At 42.0% G+C, this 16,862-nt stretch carries 14 protein-coding genes, 1 tRNA gene and 1 pseudogene; all 16 read left to right on the forward strand.

What is annotated here, in order from left to right; translation table 11 throughout:
* Positions 1 to 5 precede the first annotated feature (5 nt).
* The 16 genes and pseudogenes from CJU60_RS20115 to CJU60_RS20190 all read left to right on the forward strand — a co-directional run bounded on the left by CJU60_RS20115 (position 6) and on the right by CJU60_RS20190 (position 16,845).
* Positions 6 to 77: transfer RNA gene (locus CJU60_RS20115), tRNA-Gln, on the forward strand.
* Between the two features lie 230 nt (positions 78 to 307).
* Positions 308 to 871 carry an RNA polymerase sigma factor SigW gene (gene sigW, locus CJU60_RS20120; RefSeq protein WP_010332813.1) on the forward strand — a complete coding sequence of 188 codons (564 nt, stop codon included), beginning with the start codon at positions 308 to 310 and terminating at the stop codon, positions 869 to 871.
* Between the two features lie 13 nt (positions 872 to 884).
* Positions 885 to 1,511: an anti-sigma-W factor RsiW gene (gene rsiW, locus CJU60_RS20125; protein WP_095714757.1), complete on the forward strand. Its 627-nt coding sequence runs from the start codon at positions 885 to 887 to the stop codon at positions 1,509 to 1,511.
* Between the two features lie 160 nt (positions 1,512 to 1,671).
* Positions 1,672 to 2,493: a diadenylate cyclase CdaA gene (gene cdaA, locus CJU60_RS20130; protein WP_024120028.1), complete on the forward strand. Its 822-nt coding sequence runs from the start codon at positions 1,672 to 1,674 to the stop codon at positions 2,491 to 2,493.
* The gene (locus CJU60_RS20135; RefSeq protein WP_095714758.1) at positions 2,486 to 3,940 is read left to right on the forward strand and encodes a CdaA regulatory protein CdaR; all 1,455 of its coding nucleotides are present in this window, start codon (positions 2,486 to 2,488) and stop codon (positions 3,938 to 3,940) included. The genes cdaA and CJU60_RS20135 overlap by 8 nt, the downstream gene beginning before the upstream one ends.
* An 18-nt stretch (positions 3,941 to 3,958) precedes the next feature.
* A complete protein-coding gene (gene glmM / locus CJU60_RS20140) occupies positions 3,959 to 5,305 on the forward strand; it encodes a phosphoglucosamine mutase (protein ID WP_095714759.1) in 1,347 nt (448 codons plus the stop codon).
* A gap of 429 nt (positions 5,306 to 5,734) precedes the next feature.
* Positions 5,735 to 7,537, forward strand: coding sequence for a glutamine--fructose-6-phosphate transaminase (isomerizing) (glmS, locus tag CJU60_RS20145; RefSeq protein ID WP_024120031.1), 1,803 nt, complete (start codon positions 5,735 to 5,737; stop codon positions 7,535 to 7,537).
* An 895-nt stretch (positions 7,538 to 8,432) separates the two neighbouring features.
* Positions 8,433 to 9,950 (forward strand): NADH dehydrogenase subunit 5, encoded by a 1,518-nt coding sequence (locus CJU60_RS20150; RefSeq protein ID WP_095714760.1) that lies wholly within the window; start codon positions 8,433 to 8,435, stop codon positions 9,948 to 9,950.
* 13 nt (positions 9,951 to 9,963) lie between these two features.
* Positions 9,964 to 12,582 carry a DUF2309 domain-containing protein gene (locus CJU60_RS20155; RefSeq protein WP_095714761.1) on the forward strand — a complete coding sequence of 873 codons (2,619 nt, stop codon included), beginning with the start codon at positions 9,964 to 9,966 and terminating at the stop codon, positions 12,580 to 12,582.
* 76 nt (positions 12,583 to 12,658) lie between these two features.
* The gene (locus CJU60_RS20160) at positions 12,659 to 13,180 is read left to right on the forward strand and encodes a carbonic anhydrase (protein WP_095714762.1); all 522 of its coding nucleotides are present in this window, start codon (positions 12,659 to 12,661) and stop codon (positions 13,178 to 13,180) included.
* Between the two features lie 63 nt (positions 13,181 to 13,243).
* Positions 13,244 to 13,534: a DUF6407 family protein gene (locus CJU60_RS20165; protein WP_095714763.1), complete on the forward strand. Its 291-nt coding sequence runs from the start codon at positions 13,244 to 13,246 to the stop codon at positions 13,532 to 13,534.
* 56 nt (positions 13,535 to 13,590) lie between these two features.
* Entirely contained in the window at positions 13,591 to 13,953 is a 363-nt protein-coding gene (locus tag CJU60_RS20170) for a Na-translocating system protein MpsC family protein (RefSeq protein ID WP_095714764.1), read from the forward strand.
* 216 nt (positions 13,954 to 14,169) lie between these two features.
* Entirely contained in the window at positions 14,170 to 14,472 is a 303-nt protein-coding gene (locus CJU60_RS20175) for an ArsR/SmtB family transcription factor (protein WP_024120036.1), read from the forward strand.
* Between the two features lie 129 nt (positions 14,473 to 14,601).
* Complete coding sequence (locus CJU60_RS20180) at positions 14,602 to 15,774, forward strand: MFS transporter (protein WP_095714765.1); 1,173 nt, start codon at positions 14,602 to 14,604, stop codon at positions 15,772 to 15,774.
* 133 nt (positions 15,775 to 15,907) lie between these two features.
* Positions 15,908 to 16,101: pseudogene (locus tag CJU60_RS20185) on the forward strand (glutamine--fructose-6-phosphate transaminase (isomerizing)); the annotation flags it as partial.
* 228 nt (positions 16,102 to 16,329) lie between these two features.
* Positions 16,330 to 16,845, forward strand: a complete 516-nt coding sequence (locus tag CJU60_RS20190) for a HEAT repeat domain-containing protein (RefSeq protein WP_095714766.1) — start codon at positions 16,330 to 16,332, stop codon at positions 16,843 to 16,845.
* Positions 16,846 to 16,862: the final 17 nt, after the last annotated feature.

Below are 16,862 nucleotides of genomic sequence, written 5' to 3' on the forward strand. Positions count from 1 at the left end.
ATCATTGGGCTATAGCCAAGCGGTAAGGCAACGGACTTTGACTCCGTCATGCGTTGGTTCGAATCCAGCTAGCCCAGTCACAGACACCTTTGATCAAAAGGTGTCTTTTTTCTTTTTGAAAAAATCATTCCAACTTCTAACTGTTCAGTCTGTATAATAATTTTAAAAATATGTTAAGGTAGTTTATTCACAAATTGCCATCTACACCCTGCCAAAAATTTGTTAAACTTATTTTATAAAAAAATTGAAACCTTTAGAAACGAAGCTCGTATACATACAGACCGGTGAAGGCAGAGGTTAGATAAATATGGAAATGATGATTAAAAAGAGAATTAAGCAAGTCAAAAAAGGCGATCAAAATGCATTTGCGGACATCGTAGATATTTACAAGGATAAAATTTATCAGCTTTGCTACCGTATGCTTGGCAATGTGCATGAGGCGGAAGATATCGCACAAGAGGCTTTCATCAGAGCGTACGTCAATATCGACAGTTTTGATATCAACCGGAAATTTTCAACTTGGCTTTATCGAATTGCGACCAACTTGACCATTGACCGCATTCGCAAAAAGAAGCCGGATTATTACCTCGATGCAGAAGTGGCGGGTACAGAAGGCTTGACGATGTATTCCCAAATCGCCGCAGATGGAGTTTTGCCTGAAGATGCAGTCGTATCGCTGGAGCTTTCACACACGATTCAGCAGAAAATATTAAAGCTTCCTGACAAATACAGAACTGTCATTGTATTAAAGTATATTGATGAACTCTCATTAATTGAAATCGGCGAGATTCTGAACATTCCTGTGGGGACTGTAAAAACGCGGATTCACAGAGGCAGAGAGGCTCTTAGAAAACAATTAAGGGATCTTTAAGTGGGGTGATGAAATGAGCTGTCCTGAACAAATTGTGCAGCTTATGCATATGCATCTTGATGGAGATATCCTTCCGAAAGATGAACAAGTATTAAAAGAACATCTGGAGGCATGCGAGGAATGCAGAAAGCATTTTTATGAGATGGAAAAATCCATTGCGCTCGTCCGGAGCACATCGCATGTCGAAGCCCCCGTCGATTTTACCGCTAACGTCATGGCAAAATTGCCTAAGGAGAAGAAAAGAGCTTCTGTGAAAAGATGGTTTAGATCCCATCCGGTTATCGCGGCTGCTGCGGTATTCATCATTTTGATGGGCGGAGGATTGTTAAACAGCTGGCACAATGACCACAACTTCAGCGTGTCGAAGCAGCCGAATCTGGTCGTGCAAAACAACACTGTGATCGTGCCTGAAGGTGAGACGGTCAAAGGTGATGTCACCGTCAAAAACGGCAAGCTGATTATTAAAGGGAAAATAGACGGGGATGTAACCGTTGTAAACGGAGAAAAGTATATGGCCTCTGCTGGACAAGTCACCGGTCAAATTGAGGAGATTAATCAATTATTCGACTGGACATGGTATAAAATGAAGTCTGCGGGGAAAAGTGTATTCAATGCATTAGACCCGAACGGAGAAGAGTAAAGCGTGTGGTGCGCTTTACTCTTTTTTAGGTTCTCAAACGGCTGGCATATTTCACTTGCCAAAACGAAATGTGGTATAATGGGCTCGCTATGTAAAGTACATATGCGTAACACATTAAACTTCAAAATACGAAATGACTGAATTCTTGGAGGACGAGGAAATGGCTTTTGAGGATATCCCTTTTTTGCAGTACCTCGGCAATGCCGTTGATATTCTCCTTGTTTGGTATGTGATATATAAACTGATTATGGTGATACGTGGCACGAAGGCGGTTCAGCTCTTAAAAGGAATCGTTGTGATCGTGCTTGTCCGTATGGCCAGTCAATATTTGGGCCTCAGCACGCTTCAGTGGCTGATGGACCAAGCGATAACATGGGGATTTTTAGCAATTATTATTATCTTTCAGCCTGAGCTGAGAAGAGCGCTTGAACAGCTTGGACGGGGCCGTTTCTTCTCGAGGAGCGGCACGCCGGTTGAGGAAGCGCAGCAGAAAACAATTGAGGCTATAACGAAAGCGATCAATTATATGGCGAAACGCCGGATCGGCGCCCTTTTAACCATTGAGCGGGATACGGGTATGGGGGATTATATTGAAACGGGCATTCCTTTGAATGCAAAGGTCAGCTCTGAGCTCTTGATCAATATTTTTATCCCGAATACACCGCTTCATGACGGAGCGGTCATTATGAAAAATAATGAAATTGCCGCTGCCGCCTGTTATTTGCCGCTTTCTGAAAGCCCGTTCATTTCAAAAGAACTGGGAACGCGGCACAGAGCGGCTGTCGGAATCAGTGAAGTTACAGACAGTTTGACGATTATCGTGTCTGAAGAGACCGGCGGCGTCAGTGTGGCGAGGAATGGCGACCTTCACAGAGAGCTGACGGAAGAAGCACTGAAAGAAATGCTTGAAGCAGAGTTTAAGAAGAACACCAGAGAGACTTCTTCTAACCGTTGGTATTGGAGGGGCAAGAAAAATGGATAAATTCTTAAACAACCGCTGGGCTGTGAAAGTCATTGCGCTGCTTTTCGCGCTCTTGCTTTATGTAGCGGTTAACAGCAACCAAGCACCAACTCCGAAAAAACCAGGTGAATCATTTTTTCCGACATCTACAACTGATGAGGCAACACTGACTGATATACCGGTTAAAGCATATTACGATGATGAAAATTATGTCGTGACGGGCGTTCCGCAAACGGTGAATGTCACGATAAAAGGTCCGACAAGCGCCGTGAAGAAGGCGAGACAGACAAAGAATTTTGAGATATACGCGGATATGGAGAAGCTGAAAACCGGCACGCATAAGGTCGAGCTTAAGGCCAAAAACGTGTCGGATGGGCTGACGATATCCATTAATCCGTCCGTGACGACCGTCACCATTCAAGAACGCACGACAGAAAGCTTTCCTGTTGAAGTGGAGTACTACAACAAAAGCAAGATGAAAAAAGGCTATTCTCCGGAGCAGCCGATTGTCAGTCCTAAAAATGTACAGATTACCGGTTCTAAAGCCGTGATTGATAATATTTCTCTTGTGAAAGCTTCGGTAAACCTGGAAAATGCAGATGAAACGATTGAAAAGGAAGCGAAAGTGACTGTCTATGATAAAGACGGAAACGCGCTTCCTGTCGATGTGGAGCCCTCGGTCATCAAAATTACCGTTCCGGTGACAAGTCCGAGTAAAAAAGTGCCCTTTAAAATTGAGCGGACAGGAAGCCTTCCTGACGGGATCAGCATAGCGAATATCGAATCAAGTCCCAGTGAGGTGACGGTTTACGGCTCGCAGGATGTCTTGGATTCTCTTGAATTTATAGATGGTGTCAGCTTAGATTTAAGCAAAATCAAAAAGGATTCTGATATCGAGGCAGATATTCCGCTTCCTGACGGCGTCAAAAAAATCTCGCCGTCAAAGGTGACGTTGCATATAGAAGTAGATAGTGAAGCGGATCAGACGTTTGAGAATGTCCCTATTAAGACTGTAGGGCTGAGCAGCTCACAGAACATTGAATTTCTGGATCCGGAATCACAAACGATAGATGTTACGGCCAAAGGCTCTCCCGGCAACATAAAAAAACTGCAGAAATCAGACATAGAATTGTATGTGAATGTATCTGATTTAGATGACGGAGAGCACAGTGTGAAGCTTGAAGTAAACGGGCCTCAAAATGTAACCTGGTCCTTGGGGCAGAAAAATGCAAAAATCAAGCTTACGTCTAAAAAAACGAATACGACAACAAAAGATAACAGCAATACGACGTCAGGGAACCAGGATGACACTGATGACAAGACGAATGACAAAGAGAATAATCAGCGAGAAGATACAACGAACAGCGATAAAAACAATGATGATCAAAATCAAGACGAAAACCAAGATCAAAATCAGGATCAGGATGAAGATGAATCAAATACAGGTTCACAATCTTCATCAGAATAAAAAAGGAGCGATTATAAAATGGGCAAGTATTTTGGAACAGATGGTGTAAGAGGTGTTGCCAACAGCGAGCTTACGCCTGAGCTGGCCTTTAAAGTCGGACGTTTCGGCGGGTATGTGCTGACAAAAGACAAACAACGTCCAAAAGTGCTGATAGGCCGCGATACACGCATCTCCGGCCATATGCTGGAGGGAGCCCTTGTCGCCGGACTTTTATCAATTGGCGCAGAAGTCATGCGTCTGGGAGTCATTTCTACACCTGGTGTTTCCTATTTAACAAAAGCGATGGATGCAGAGGCGGGCGTCATGATTTCTGCTTCTCATAACCCAGTGCAGGATAACGGAATCAAGTTCTTTGGAGGAGACGGATTTAAGCTTTCTGATGAACAGGAGGCTGAAATTGAGCGTCTGATGGATGAACCGGAGGATAAGCTGCCAAGACCGGTTGGAGCTGACCTGGGACTTGTAAACGACTATTTTGAAGGCGGCCAAAAGTACCTGCAATTCTTAAAACAGACTGCCGACGAAGATTTTACAGGCATTCATGTTGCGCTTGATTGCGCACACGGAGCGACGTCATCGCTTGCGACACACTTGTTTGCCGATTTAGACGCAGACGTGTCGACAATGGGAACTTCTCCGAACGGATTAAACATCAATGACGGAGTTGGATCGACTCATCCCGAAGCGCTCAGTGCGTTTGTAAAAGAGAAAAATGCTGATATCGGCCTTGCGTTCGATGGTGACGGCGACCGACTGATCGCAGTCGACGAAAAAGGAAATATCGTTGACGGCGACCAAATTATGTACATATGCTCAAAATACCTGAAATCAGAGGGCCGCTTAAAGGATGATACGGTTGTTTCCACAGTCATGAGCAACCTCGGTTTCTATAAAGCGCTTGAAAAAGAAGGGATAAAGAGCGTGCAGACGGCTGTCGGCGACCGCTACGTGGTAGAGGCGATGAAAAAAGACGGCTACAATGTCGGCGGTGAACAGTCCGGCCACTTAATTTTCCTTGATTACAACACAACAGGTGACGGATTATTGTCCGCCATTATGCTGATGAATACATTAAAAGCGACAGGCAAGCCGCTGTCAGAGCTTGCGGCTGAAATGCAGAAGTTTCCGCAGCTTTTAGTCAATGTGAGAGTAACTGATAAATATAAAGTCGAAGAAAACGAAAAAGTAAAAGCCGTTATTTCTGAGGTTGAAAAAGAAATGAACGGCAACGGCCGGATTTTAGTGCGCCCATCTGGCACTGAACCGCTCGTTCGTGTGATGGCTGAAGCGAAGACGAAAGAACTGTGCGATGAATATGTTAATCGCATTGTTGAAGTCGTCCGGTCAGAAATGGGATTAGAGTAACGAAATCTATAAACAGAGAGCGAACAAGACAAGTGCGACTCACATATAATAATTGTGAGACAGGCGGCAAAGTTGTTTAAAAAACAATTGACCATTCTTGGCACATGCTGTAAAATCAAGCTTGTCTTGTTCTTGTTTTCTAGAGGCAGGAAAGACGGGATTTTGTTTCACTTATAATTATAGCGCCCGAACTAAGCGCCCGAAAAAAGGCTTAGTTGACGAGGATGGAGGTTATCGATTTTTCGGCGGATGCCTCCCGGCTGAGTATGCAGATCACAGCCGTAAGGATTTCTTCAAACCAAGGAGGCGACTCCTTGAACAAAGGGAAATCACATGATCTTCCATAAAACATGTAGGAGGGGACGATTGAAAGTCCCCTTGAAAAATGACTTTCTTCGTCTCCTTTTACAATCTTAGGAGGAAGAAATTATGTGTGGAATCGTAGGTTATATCGGTCAGCTTGATGCGAAGGAAATTTTGTTAAAAGGATTGGAGAAGCTTGAGTACCGCGGCTATGACTCTGCGGGTATCGCAGTTGCCAACGAACAGGGGATCCATGTGTTTAAAGAAAAAGGACGCATTGCCGATCTTCGTGAAGTTGTGGATGCCAATGTAGGAGCAAAAGCAGGAATTGGCCATACTCGCTGGGCAACACATGGCGAACCAAGCTATCTGAACGCTCACCCGCATCAAAGCGCACTGGGCCGCTTTACACTTGTTCATAACGGCGTGATCGAGAACTATGTTCAGCTGAAACAGGACTATTTACAAGATGTAGAGCTCAAAAGTGATACCGATACAGAGGTAGTCGTTCAAGTAATCGAGCAATTTGTCAACGGAGGACTTGATACAGAAGAAGCGTTCCGCAAAACACTTACACTGTTAAAAGGCTCTTACGCAATTGCTTTATTCGATAACGATAACAAAGAAACGATTTTTGTAGCGAAAAACAAAAGCCCTCTATTAGTTGGACTTGGAGATACATTCAACGTCGTGGCGTCTGACGCGATGGCAATGCTTCAAGTTACAAACGAATATGTAGAGCTGATGGATAAAGAAATGGTCATCGTGACTGATGATCAAGTTGTTATCAAAAACCTTGATGGCGACGTTATTTCACGTGCGTCTTATATCGCTGAGCTGGATGCCAGTGATATCGAAAAAGGCACGTACCCTCACTACATGTTGAAAGAAACGGATGAGCAGCCAGTTGTGATGCGCAAAATCATCCAAACGTACCAAGACGAAAACGGCAAGCTGTCTGTGCCTGGCGATATCGCTGAGGCTGTAGCGGAAGCAGACCGCATCTATATCATTGGCTGCGGAACTAGCTATCACGCAGGACTTGTCGGTAAACAATACATTGAAATGTGGGCAAACGTGCCGGTTGAAGTGCATGTAGCGAGTGAATTCTCTTACAACATGCCGCTTCTGTCTAAGAAACCGCTCTTCATTTTCCTTTCTCAAAGCGGAGAAACAGCAGACAGCCGCGCGGTTCTTGTTCAAGTCAAAGCACTCGGACACAAAGCGCTGACGATCACAAACGTACCGGGATCAACGCTTTCCCGTGAAGCTGACTATACATTGCTGCTTCATGCAGGCCCTGAAATCGCTGTTGCGTCAACAAAAGCATACACAGCACAAATCGCAGTTCTTGCGGTTCTTGCATCTGTAGCTGCTGACAAAAACGGCATCGATATCGGATTTGATCTTGTCAAAGAACTCGGTATCGCAGCAAACGCAATGGAAGCCCTTTGCGACCAGAAAGACGAAATGGAAATGATCGCTCGTGAATACCTGACTGTATCCAGAAACGCTTTCTTCATCGGACGCGGCCTCGACTACTTCGTATGTGTCGAAGGCGCATTGAAGCTGAAAGAGATTTCTTACATCCAGGCAGAAGGCTTTGCCGGCGGCGAACTGAAGCACGGCACCATCGCCTTGATCGAACAAGGAACACCAGTATTCGCACTGGCAACACAAGAGCACGTAAACCTAAGCATCCGCGGAAACGTCAAAGAAGTTGCCGCTCGCGGAGCCAACACATGCATCATCTCACTGAAAGGCCTAGACGATGCGGATGACAGATTCGTATTACCGGAAGTAAACCCAGCGCTTGCTCCGTTGGTATCTGTTGTTCCATTGCAGCTGATCGCTTACTATGCTGCACTGCATCGCGGCTGTGATGTTGATAAGCCGCGTAACCTTGCGAAGAGTGTTACTGTGGAATAATAAATGTTTAACCCCTTTGGTTATTAGCCAAAGGGGTTTTTTTATAGAAGGGCTAACATCTGTTCGTTTATAAGTGAACGGATAGTTTTATTTTATCAGGTGGGTTTGTATGGATCTCATTTAACAATGGTGAGGACGGATGCTTTATAATAAGGTGCAGCAACGAAACATTTAATCACGTCAAGATTCAAAAAATATGTACCATTGGTCAGAAGAATTAGCAATAATTCATTGAAGCTGTACTCACTGTCCAAGAGGTTGAGGATATTTCACTTTACATCCGAACCGAATAAAAGATACAAGCATTTTTCCGAATTTATTAAAGAGAAATGTAGTTACCATGTAGGGAGGAAGTTTGATACTGCATTCTCTGAACTCCGACATCAAATTTGATTTTCAATGAATTAGAATATGAGTTTTGGTTGACAATGTTTAAAATTTAGCATATCTTATACTTAACTTAATAATCGGCCCAGATGTTTATTTTCGTTTGTTAAATTATTAGGTCTTTAGCATTCTTTCAACTAATCTTGACAGGATGAAAAAGTATCCTAATTTAAATGGAGGAGAAACATAAGTCGATTTTATTTGATAATTAAGCACTATATTAAAATGTAGCGATGATTTCATTCCTTTAGAAGGAAGTTAAAACATAGCATATAGTAAAATGACCAATAATAAGGTAGCTCTTCAAAAAACTTCGCAGAAGTTAGTTGAAGTGAAGCCGACAATTTTCAAGATTCAATGATTAAAAACATCATTGAAATTTTGAAATTGTCGGCTTTTTTATTGGGAAAAAATAGAGATATAAAAAATTTGTATTAAATTATAGAAAATATGATCTGATCTAAAGGTCTTTTGAGCAATAACGACTTTTAAAAAGGGAGAATTTGAAATGTTAGTTTCGCTGAGTTTGTCATCATTATTAACATTATTTTTTATTATGCTTATTGCTTCTGGGATAAGTGGACTATTGTTTTTACATCCACGCGTACCCTTGAGTTTTGTTCGCATTCATATTGGTATCTTGGCTTTACCGCCGTTGGTTTCCTTGGTGATTCTTGCCAATAGGAGTGTGAATGGAAATGTTGGCCCTTGGTACTTCGATTCATTAGCTTGGTTAATGACTTTCTTTGTTTTGACAATTGGCCTAATCATTCAGCGCTTTTCTGTACGTTACTTAATGGGTGATCGATCTTATCGAAAATATTTTACGCTTTTTACTTTCACTACAGGTGCTGCTTCAATTGCGTGGTTAAGTGGTGACCTCCGCTTGATGGTTATTTCTTGGGGAGCAACTCTTGTCGGTTTAACCCTGCTTATTAGGTTAAACAGTGCTTGGCAAGTCGCTAGTGAAGCAGCCAAGGTTACTGGCCGATTATTTTTGTTAAGCTGGCTTTCTTTGTTTTTCGCGATAGTTTGGCTTTTCCAAGTCACAGGTCAATGGCAGTTATCATTGGTTTTAACAAATGAAAGCTTAGCTCAACTGGGGGCATGGGAGAGAACAGGGATTAATCTATTGATTGTATTAGCAGTGATCATTCCTGCGGCTCAATGGCCATTCCACAGATGGTTAATTGAGTCTATTGTTGCTCCAACTCCTGTTTCTGCGATTATGCACGCAGGTTTAGTAAATGCAGGCGGGATTATACTAACTCGATTTTCACCTCTATTTAATGGTGGTATAGCATCGATTATTTTACTTCTGCTTGCTGGCATCTCTGTATTGATTGGAACGGGTATTAGTTTGGTCCAGGTTGACTATAAACGCCAGCTAGTAGGCTCCACGATTGGACAAATGGGATTTATGCTCATTCAGTGTGCACTAGGGGCTTATATAGCAGCCATTATTCATCTTATTTTACATGGTTTATTCAAAGCTACGTTGTTTCTACAAGCTGGTTCAGCAGTAGGGCGTCATGAAGTATCGGATCGTACTAATGAAAGAACATCCTATTTATGGGTCATGGCTGGTCGGATTTTATCCTTAGTTATAGGCGTTGCTTTTTGGCTCGCTGCTCCTGGAGAGGGGTATCAATTCATTAGTGCGCTGATCTTAGGGTGGTCATTGTCCGTTTCTTGGACTCAGCTTGTAGCTTTTGGAGAGGGAAGAATGGGTCGAATTGCTGGCTTAACATGTTTAGGAGGAGCAGCCTTTGTATATTTTATCATTCATAACCTCTTCTATAAGTGGCTGCATACAAGCGTTTTTCAAAGTGTTCAACCTCCAATGTCAGCTGTCATCATTGTCGTATGTCTCTTGCTATTTGGCAGTGCTCTAGGCACTTGGGTTGCTCGTCATCGTTCTTCAGTTTTCTTCGCAGTACTCTATCTTTGGTTAGTGCGATTAGGTGAAGCAAAACCCAAGACAGTAGAGAGTCATCCAGACTACCTTAAACAATATTTATCATAAGGAGGTAAAAGTGTTGGGCATTACATCCGTATTAATGAAAGAAAATGTAAAAAAGAAAGAGACAGATATTGATGTTCAAGAAAGAGATATTAACGTTTTAATTGAATCTGCCAGCCGAGTCATTGCACCACTTTGGCCTATTTCAACATTCGCTGCACGTAACCCGTGGATGGGACTTGAAAACCAACCTTTTGATCAGGTTGCAAGCTGGCTGAAACATACTCGTGATGTTGATATATATCCTAGTGCATCTATGATTCGTTCAGCAAAGAATAAAGGTGAGATTGATGAAGATTTTGTGGAAATGGGGCTGCAGCATTGGCTTGATTCACATTCCTTTCATATCCCAAGGGACGTGGCAGAGCGATTTTGTCATGCTGGATTAAAATTAGAACCACTGCCTTCCGACCTTTTATCATCACATAAGCTGGAGAAATTGGTGAATGAATGCAGTGGACTGGATCATATCGAGAATGTTTTTATGCAGCCAATCAGTTCGTATATAGAGAATCAGGTTGGTGAAAAGGTAGTCAATATACTAGATCATCATGTCATTAAATGGAGTAAATTATATCTTGATGACTCTCAAGCAGGCTGGACAATGCCCAACCGTGAGAAAGGTTTCTATCGGGCCTGGCAGCATCTCATTCAGTATGATCCAGCACTTAGTAAAAAGCAGCGTGAAAGGTTAAAAGGTTGGCCGCAAGAGGCACATGTGGCTTTACAAGAAGCGTTATTCGCACTAGAAATCCCTGAATCAGAAATACAGCGTTATCTTGAAGGCCATTTACTTTCCTTACCCGGATGGGCAGGGATGATGCTTTGGCGCTCCCAACAATCGAGCCATGAACATGCACTTCTAACAGAATATTTAGCAGTTCGGATATCCATGGAGTGGGCTCTTATAAAGCCATATTTACCTATTAATAATGAACGATTTGAGAATAAAATTTCAATTACTCCCCTTATAGCAGCTTGGATTCATTGGGGGGGCCTTACATTAGAAGAATGGTCACAGATGCCGGCCAATGAACAAAACGAATATTTATCATTTGCCTACAGCTTTGATGAGAAACTTCGCAGGAAACTTTGGTTAGAAGCATGGGAGCAAACACACACTGATCGATTAAGTCAGAAGATCATCTCGAAACAACGTGAAACCAACGGTAAAAAATCTGCATTAGCTCAATTCGCATTCTGTATCGATGTACGATCAGAGCCTTTTCGTCGTCAACTAGAAAAAGCAGGCCCGTTTGAAACGATTGGTGTTGCTGGTTTCTTCGGGGTGCCGATTGCAACTTGTGAACTTGGCAGTAAACACAGTCATGCCTCTTTGCCGGTCATACAAAAACCGCAAAACAAAATAAAAGAGTTCGCAGATGAAGATGTACTCGAAAAATACAACCAACGCAAGCAGGCAGTTCATTCCTTAAGCTATACATTTAAAAAGATGAAACAGAATGTACTTACGAGCTTACTTCTACCTGAGCTAAGTGGACCTTGGCTTAGTTTGCAAATGGTGGCACGCAGCTTTGCGCCAAGAAGAGCAGAACGTTTTATTCGTAATCTTCGTGAGACTTGGTTACGGAAACCTGATACAAAACTCTCGCTTCATCATGTTAATGACACAGAGGCAGAGATACCAGTGGGTTTTACTGAAGAAGAAAAAGTGAACTATGCTCGGCAAGCACTAAAAATGATGGGATTAACAGAGAATTTTGCACCCTTAGTCGTGATTTGCGGACATGGCAGTCAAAGCACCAATAATCCTTATGCCGCGGCTCTTGATTGTGGTGCCTGCGGTGGAGCGGCTGGCGGATTCAATGCAAGAGTTTTAGCTGCTTTATGTAATCTTTCAGAGGTAAGAGAAGCTCTATTAACTGAAGGAATGAAAATCCCTGAGGATACGGTTTTTGCCGCTGCTGAACATAATACAACGGTGGATGAATTACATTGGCTTTATGTACCAGAGCTTTCCGAAGCTGCACAGGAAGCATTTGATCATATTGAAGCTGTTATGCCGAAAGTAAAACATCATGCAAATGCAGAACGACTGGCCCAATTACCGAATGTCCAATCGAACCTTAAAAACCCGAAGGCTGAGGCACACCGATTTGCGGAAGATTGGAGTGAGATACGTCCGGAATGGGGACTGGCTCGTAATGCCGCTTTTATTATCGGCCAACGTGAACTCACTCAGGATTGTGATTTGGAAGGAAGATCCTTTCTTCATAATTATGATTGGAAGCAGGATGAAAGCGGTGAACTCCTAGCAAATATTATTGCAGGACCTGGAACTGTGGCCCAATGGATTAATTTACAATATTACGCATCAACAGTAGCACCTCATTATTATGGCAGCGGAAATAAAGCAACTCAAACCGTTACTGCAGGTCTCGGAGTGATGCAGGGGAATGCAAGTGACTTGTTAGCCGGACTGCCTTGGCAATCGGTCATGCAATCAGACCATGAGGCTTATCATTCTCCTCTTCGTTTGTTGATTGTTATCCAAGCGCCTAGACAACATGTAGAACGGTTATTAAATAATGACCCAGTATTTCTGCAAAAAGTTCAAAATGGATGGGTTCGACTGGCTAGTATTGATCCAGATGGATGTTGGGAAAGCTGGTAATTATGAATCTAAACATTTCTCAAATGGATTTGTTACTCAATATAAAAATGATAAACATAAGGAAGAGGTGTGTTATATGAATGTAGATAAAAAAGTATTATTTTTGACGGACATTGAAAACGGCTTGGAGCCTATTTTACAAGAAGTGACTAACACTCCAGCAGAAAATATGCTGACTATCCAAAGCTATGGTGCCGCTATCTCACATCCTTATGGAGAAATCATGAGGTCTGTTATTTTTGCGATTTACCAGGAAGATGTTGAGGAGGTTTTTGTAGTAGGAACAAAAGATAAGCAGACTTCAACAGGTCATGGACTAACTCAACTTGAAACAATGAAAGATAAAATACAGACATTGGATTATCTCTTTCAACATTGCAAGCCTGAATTTTTAGGTGGTACAGTCGATGAATGGCTAAATGAAGATAGCAGTGGCGCTGTTGAAAAAAGTGTTGATATCATTCGTCAACATCCACTGGTGCCGTCATATGTTAAAGTCAGAGGTTTAATCGTTGATCATAAGGATGGGGAATCCTCAATTGTGGAGGTTCCTTCTATTAAAACAGGTCAATCCTTACCTGATCATTGCTTGTCATGATGGAGTGAAGTGGTCAGCTTCTACACCCATATATGGGGAGAAAGCAGTTTTAAGGAGTATGTAATGGGCGCTAGTATAACTGATTTTGTCACGAAAACAATAGAGGAAATGAGCTCGTTTGATCGAGAAAATATGGAATGTATGAAAAAAGTAATAAGAAAAGCAATTCATTTTTATCATTTAAAATCTTATGAAGAAGTTGAGGAAACCCATTTAGGGAGCGTTCGATTTTTGCATGTACACTCTATGATGGAAGAAAATATGTTATCCAAAATTGTAGCGGTCACAAGAAACGGCACAACTGATTTGGATATTGAAGGTGTATATGAAGGATATGTTGTAAGAGAATATTAATGAGACGAAATAACTAATAGAATATGCCAATTATTTTGCCAGGAGATGTGTTATATATGAAAAAAACGAAAGGTTCTATTGAATCAGGGATCAGTAAGTCCATTACGCAATGGGAGAAGGATTATCTTGGGCGTGGGTCTGTATCTGTTAAAACTGATATACTGCGGGATATGATCATCGTTAATTTAAAAGGAATTTTAACACCAGCAGAATATGCAGTTTGTGGATCAAAAGAGGGTATGTTATCTATCAAACAAACTCGTTCGGAGCTAGTTGAATCAGGGATAGAGGGTCTAAAGGATATTATCCTAACGATAACTGGAGAAGAAGTGAAAAGTTTTCATACCGATTTAAGCTCTCGGACAGGCGAACGAGTGATGGTATTTAAGTTATGTAATGATCTTGAGAAAAATCTATAATATTTGGAGAGATAAAAAAGCAGAATGAGAGCAAAGTATATATAAAGCAGCGCTTTCTAATGGTCAATCTAACAGTAGATATGCGAAAGTTAAGTTCTGTAATACCTCCAACTGACCTGAAATAAGTCTTCAGATTTTTAATGTCTAAAAAGAAGTCAGTCATCAAAAACGAAAAAACGAATTGACATATCGGAATATAACGATATAATAAACGATATGGAACCCATTGAAGTATTCAAAGCCTTATCAAATGAATCAAGGCTGCAAATTTTGCAATGGCTGAAGGAACCTGATCGTCATTTTTCACCCCATGAAGGGATTGATATGAACACAATCGGGGTATGTGTCAGTCAAATAACAGACAAATTGAAAATGACGCAATCAACGGCTTCCCAATATCTCACCATCCTTTTAAGAGCCGGCCTGATTAAGGCTCAACGAATCGGAAAGTACACTTATTACAAAAGAGATGAAGAAGCCATTGGGAAACTTGCGGACTTTCTTAAAACAGAGATATAAAAATAAACATCAAAAGATGTTTATTTTTACGCCATACATATCGACATATTACGATGTGTTTATTTTTTAAATTAACATATCGATAATTCGTGATATGTTGTTTTAATAAAAATTAAGGAGTGAATGTTTATGTCTAACACCTGGAAAATTTATATGTTAGCCATTGTCAGCTTTTTAGTCGGAACTTCAGAGTACATCATTTCCGGTATTTTGGATCACATTGCGCATACACTCGGGATCACCTTGGCCGCCGCGGGCCAGCTCATTACGATCTTTTCACTTGTATATGCTCTTTTAACACCCGTACTCATGGCGTTGACAGCAAGTATGGATAGACGCAGATTGATGATTTATGCTCTCGGTTTGTTTGTGTTCGGCAATATCTTGGCCTTTGTTCTGCCTGGTTATGGTTGGTTTATTGCAGCGCGGATCATTATGGCGATGGGAGCAGGTGTGGTTGTGGTAACCGCATTAACGATTGCCGCTAAGATTGCGCCGGAAGGGAAGCAGGGCAGTGCCATCGCTACGGTCGTTATGGGATTTACCGCTTCTTTAATCATTGGTGTTCCGCTTGGAAGAATGATAGCAGTAGCATTAGGCTGGAAGTCTGTATTTGGTGCAATTGCTTTGTTGGGATTGATCGCAATGGCCGTTATGTTCTTTACTCTTCCGCATACTGAAGGGGATAAACCTGTACCTTTGCTTCAACAGCTTGCTCTTTTCAAAAAACGGAAAGTGGCGATGGGCTTATCAATCACTTTCTTTTGGCTCGGGGGATATTCTGTTGCTTATACCTATCTGTCACCGTATCTCTTGAACATTTCAGGAATTAGCGGCAAGCTGCTTAGCGGTGTTTTGCTTATATTTGGAATAGCCAGTTTGGTTGGATCAAAGTTTGGGGGATATAGCACCGATAAATGGGGAGTGCCCTTTACACTCGTTGGCGGGATGACATTGCATATCGTCACACTGATTCTGCTGTCACTTGTCACCCATTCCCATATCGGAGTGTTGGTGATTCTGATATTATGGTCGTTTGCCGCATGGTCTACCGGTCCGACACAGCAATTTCACCTGGCCACAATAGAACCGGGAATGTCAGGTGTTTTGCTTAGCATGAATCAGTCAATGATGCAATTAGCCATGGCAGTCGGCGCAGGGATAGGAGGGGTTTTTGTAGAAAACGTATCATTGGCCTCGATTACCTGGATTGGTGCATTAGGGGTTATGATTGCAATTATTGCATCATTGATGATTTTTCATTCACAACCGAAACAGGCGCTAAAAGATATTAATCAATAATATACTGCTTTGTTTTACTGTTTAAAATTCAATGGGTTCATTTCGAAAGATCTAACATCCGCTCGTAAATACAAGCGGGTGTTTTTTTATAAGCTGTTCAAAGTCAGTCCATAAGCCTTCCAAGGGCCAACATCGTTCTGTATGTGTCGAAGGCGCACTGAAACTGAAAGAGATTTCTTAAGGCTTTGCCGGCGGCGAGGTGAAGTACGGCACGATTGCCTTGCTCGAAAACTGGAAACACAAGAGCATGTAAACCTCAACATCCGCGTAAATGTCAAGGAAGTTGCCACTTGGGGAGTAAACACTTGCATCATCTCACTCAAAGGGCAGCCGAGATTCTTATAGTAGTATTACTGATACTAACTGACAAACAAGTTAACAGTAGTATATATGATGTCAAAATGGTCAGTTTGCTAGTCGTTTTATTAGCTCCTCACAGGAGTATTTACAGTGTTTGTGGTATTTATAAGTTAATTGGAAGTTAAGGCGCTTACTGATATATCTTTGTGGAAAATATGCTGAGTATCTGTTATCAAACGAGAGAGGGGCTCTTTTATGAAATCAAATGGTGATGAATTGTCGTTGTCTGTTCAGAATTTAGCGAATACAAATGAGATCACAATTGTTCAAGCGATAGGGGAGCTAAAGAAATCAGGACAAGATGCAATACCTGTTTTGGTTGAGGCCTTAAAAGAGGAAGGTTCTTTGCGTAATATTGCGGCGGCCGTTTTAGGCGAGTTTGGGGAAGGTGCGAGTGAAGCAGCGGAGGAACTGTCATGTTTATTAAAAAGTCATGCCGAAGATACAAGGATGGCTGCGGCCATTTCACTTATGAGAATCGGGAAGGCCAGTCTGCCCTTTGTCATCAAAATCGCTCAAGAAAGTGAAGGACAATCTCGTTTTTGGGCATCCTGGTGTATTGCATGGATCGATCCTTCTTACATTGAACCGAAGATGTATGAATGCCTAAAACATGAGCATGAACATCCTTCAGGAATGGTTGCTCCGTTTGCGGCTGAAGAGGCATTAGGAAAGCTGATTGCTTTTCAGCTTAAAGATAAGGAGGATTGAAAGGATGAAAGCTGAAC

The organism is Bacillus sp. 7705b (assembly GCF_002289525.1).
In the GTDB taxonomy this organism is placed as follows: Bacteria; Bacillota; Bacilli; order Bacillales; family Bacillaceae; genus Bacillus; species Bacillus halotolerans.

Excerpts from the sequence above, each read along its gene's own strand:
- glmS (WP_024120031.1), top strand. The coding sequence starts at position 5,735 with ATGTGTGGAATCGTAGGTTATATCGGTCAGCTTGATGCGAAGGAAATT.
- CJU60_RS20150 (WP_095714760.1), top strand. The coding sequence starts at position 8,433 with ATGTTAGTTTCGCTGAGTTTGTCATCATTATTAACATTATTTTTTATT.
- rsiW (WP_095714757.1), top strand. The coding sequence starts at position 885 with ATGAGCTGTCCTGAACAAATTGTGCAGCTTATGCATATGCATCTTGAT.
- CJU60_RS20175 (WP_024120036.1), top strand. The coding sequence starts at position 14,170 with ATGGAACCCATTGAAGTATTCAAAGCCTTATCAAATGAATCAAGGCTG.
- CJU60_RS20170 (WP_095714764.1), top strand. The coding sequence starts at position 13,591 with ATGAAAAAAACGAAAGGTTCTATTGAATCAGGGATCAGTAAGTCCATT.
- sigW (WP_010332813.1), top strand. The coding sequence starts at position 308 with ATGGAAATGATGATTAAAAAGAGAATTAAGCAAGTCAAAAAAGGCGAT.
- glmM (WP_095714759.1), top strand. The coding sequence starts at position 3,959 with ATGGGCAAGTATTTTGGAACAGATGGTGTAAGAGGTGTTGCCAACAGC.
- CJU60_RS20190 (WP_095714766.1), top strand. The coding sequence starts at position 16,330 with ATGAAATCAAATGGTGATGAATTGTCGTTGTCTGTTCAGAATTTAGCG.
- CJU60_RS20165 (WP_095714763.1), top strand. The coding sequence starts at position 13,244 with ATGGGCGCTAGTATAACTGATTTTGTCACGAAAACAATAGAGGAAATG.
- CJU60_RS20180 (WP_095714765.1), top strand. The coding sequence starts at position 14,602 with ATGTCTAACACCTGGAAAATTTATATGTTAGCCATTGTCAGCTTTTTA.
- CJU60_RS20160 (WP_095714762.1), top strand. The coding sequence starts at position 12,659 with ATGAATGTAGATAAAAAAGTATTATTTTTGACGGACATTGAAAACGGC.
- CJU60_RS20135 (WP_095714758.1), top strand. The coding sequence starts at position 2,486 with ATGGATAAATTCTTAAACAACCGCTGGGCTGTGAAAGTCATTGCGCTG.
- cdaA (WP_024120028.1), top strand. The coding sequence starts at position 1,672 with ATGGCTTTTGAGGATATCCCTTTTTTGCAGTACCTCGGCAATGCCGTT.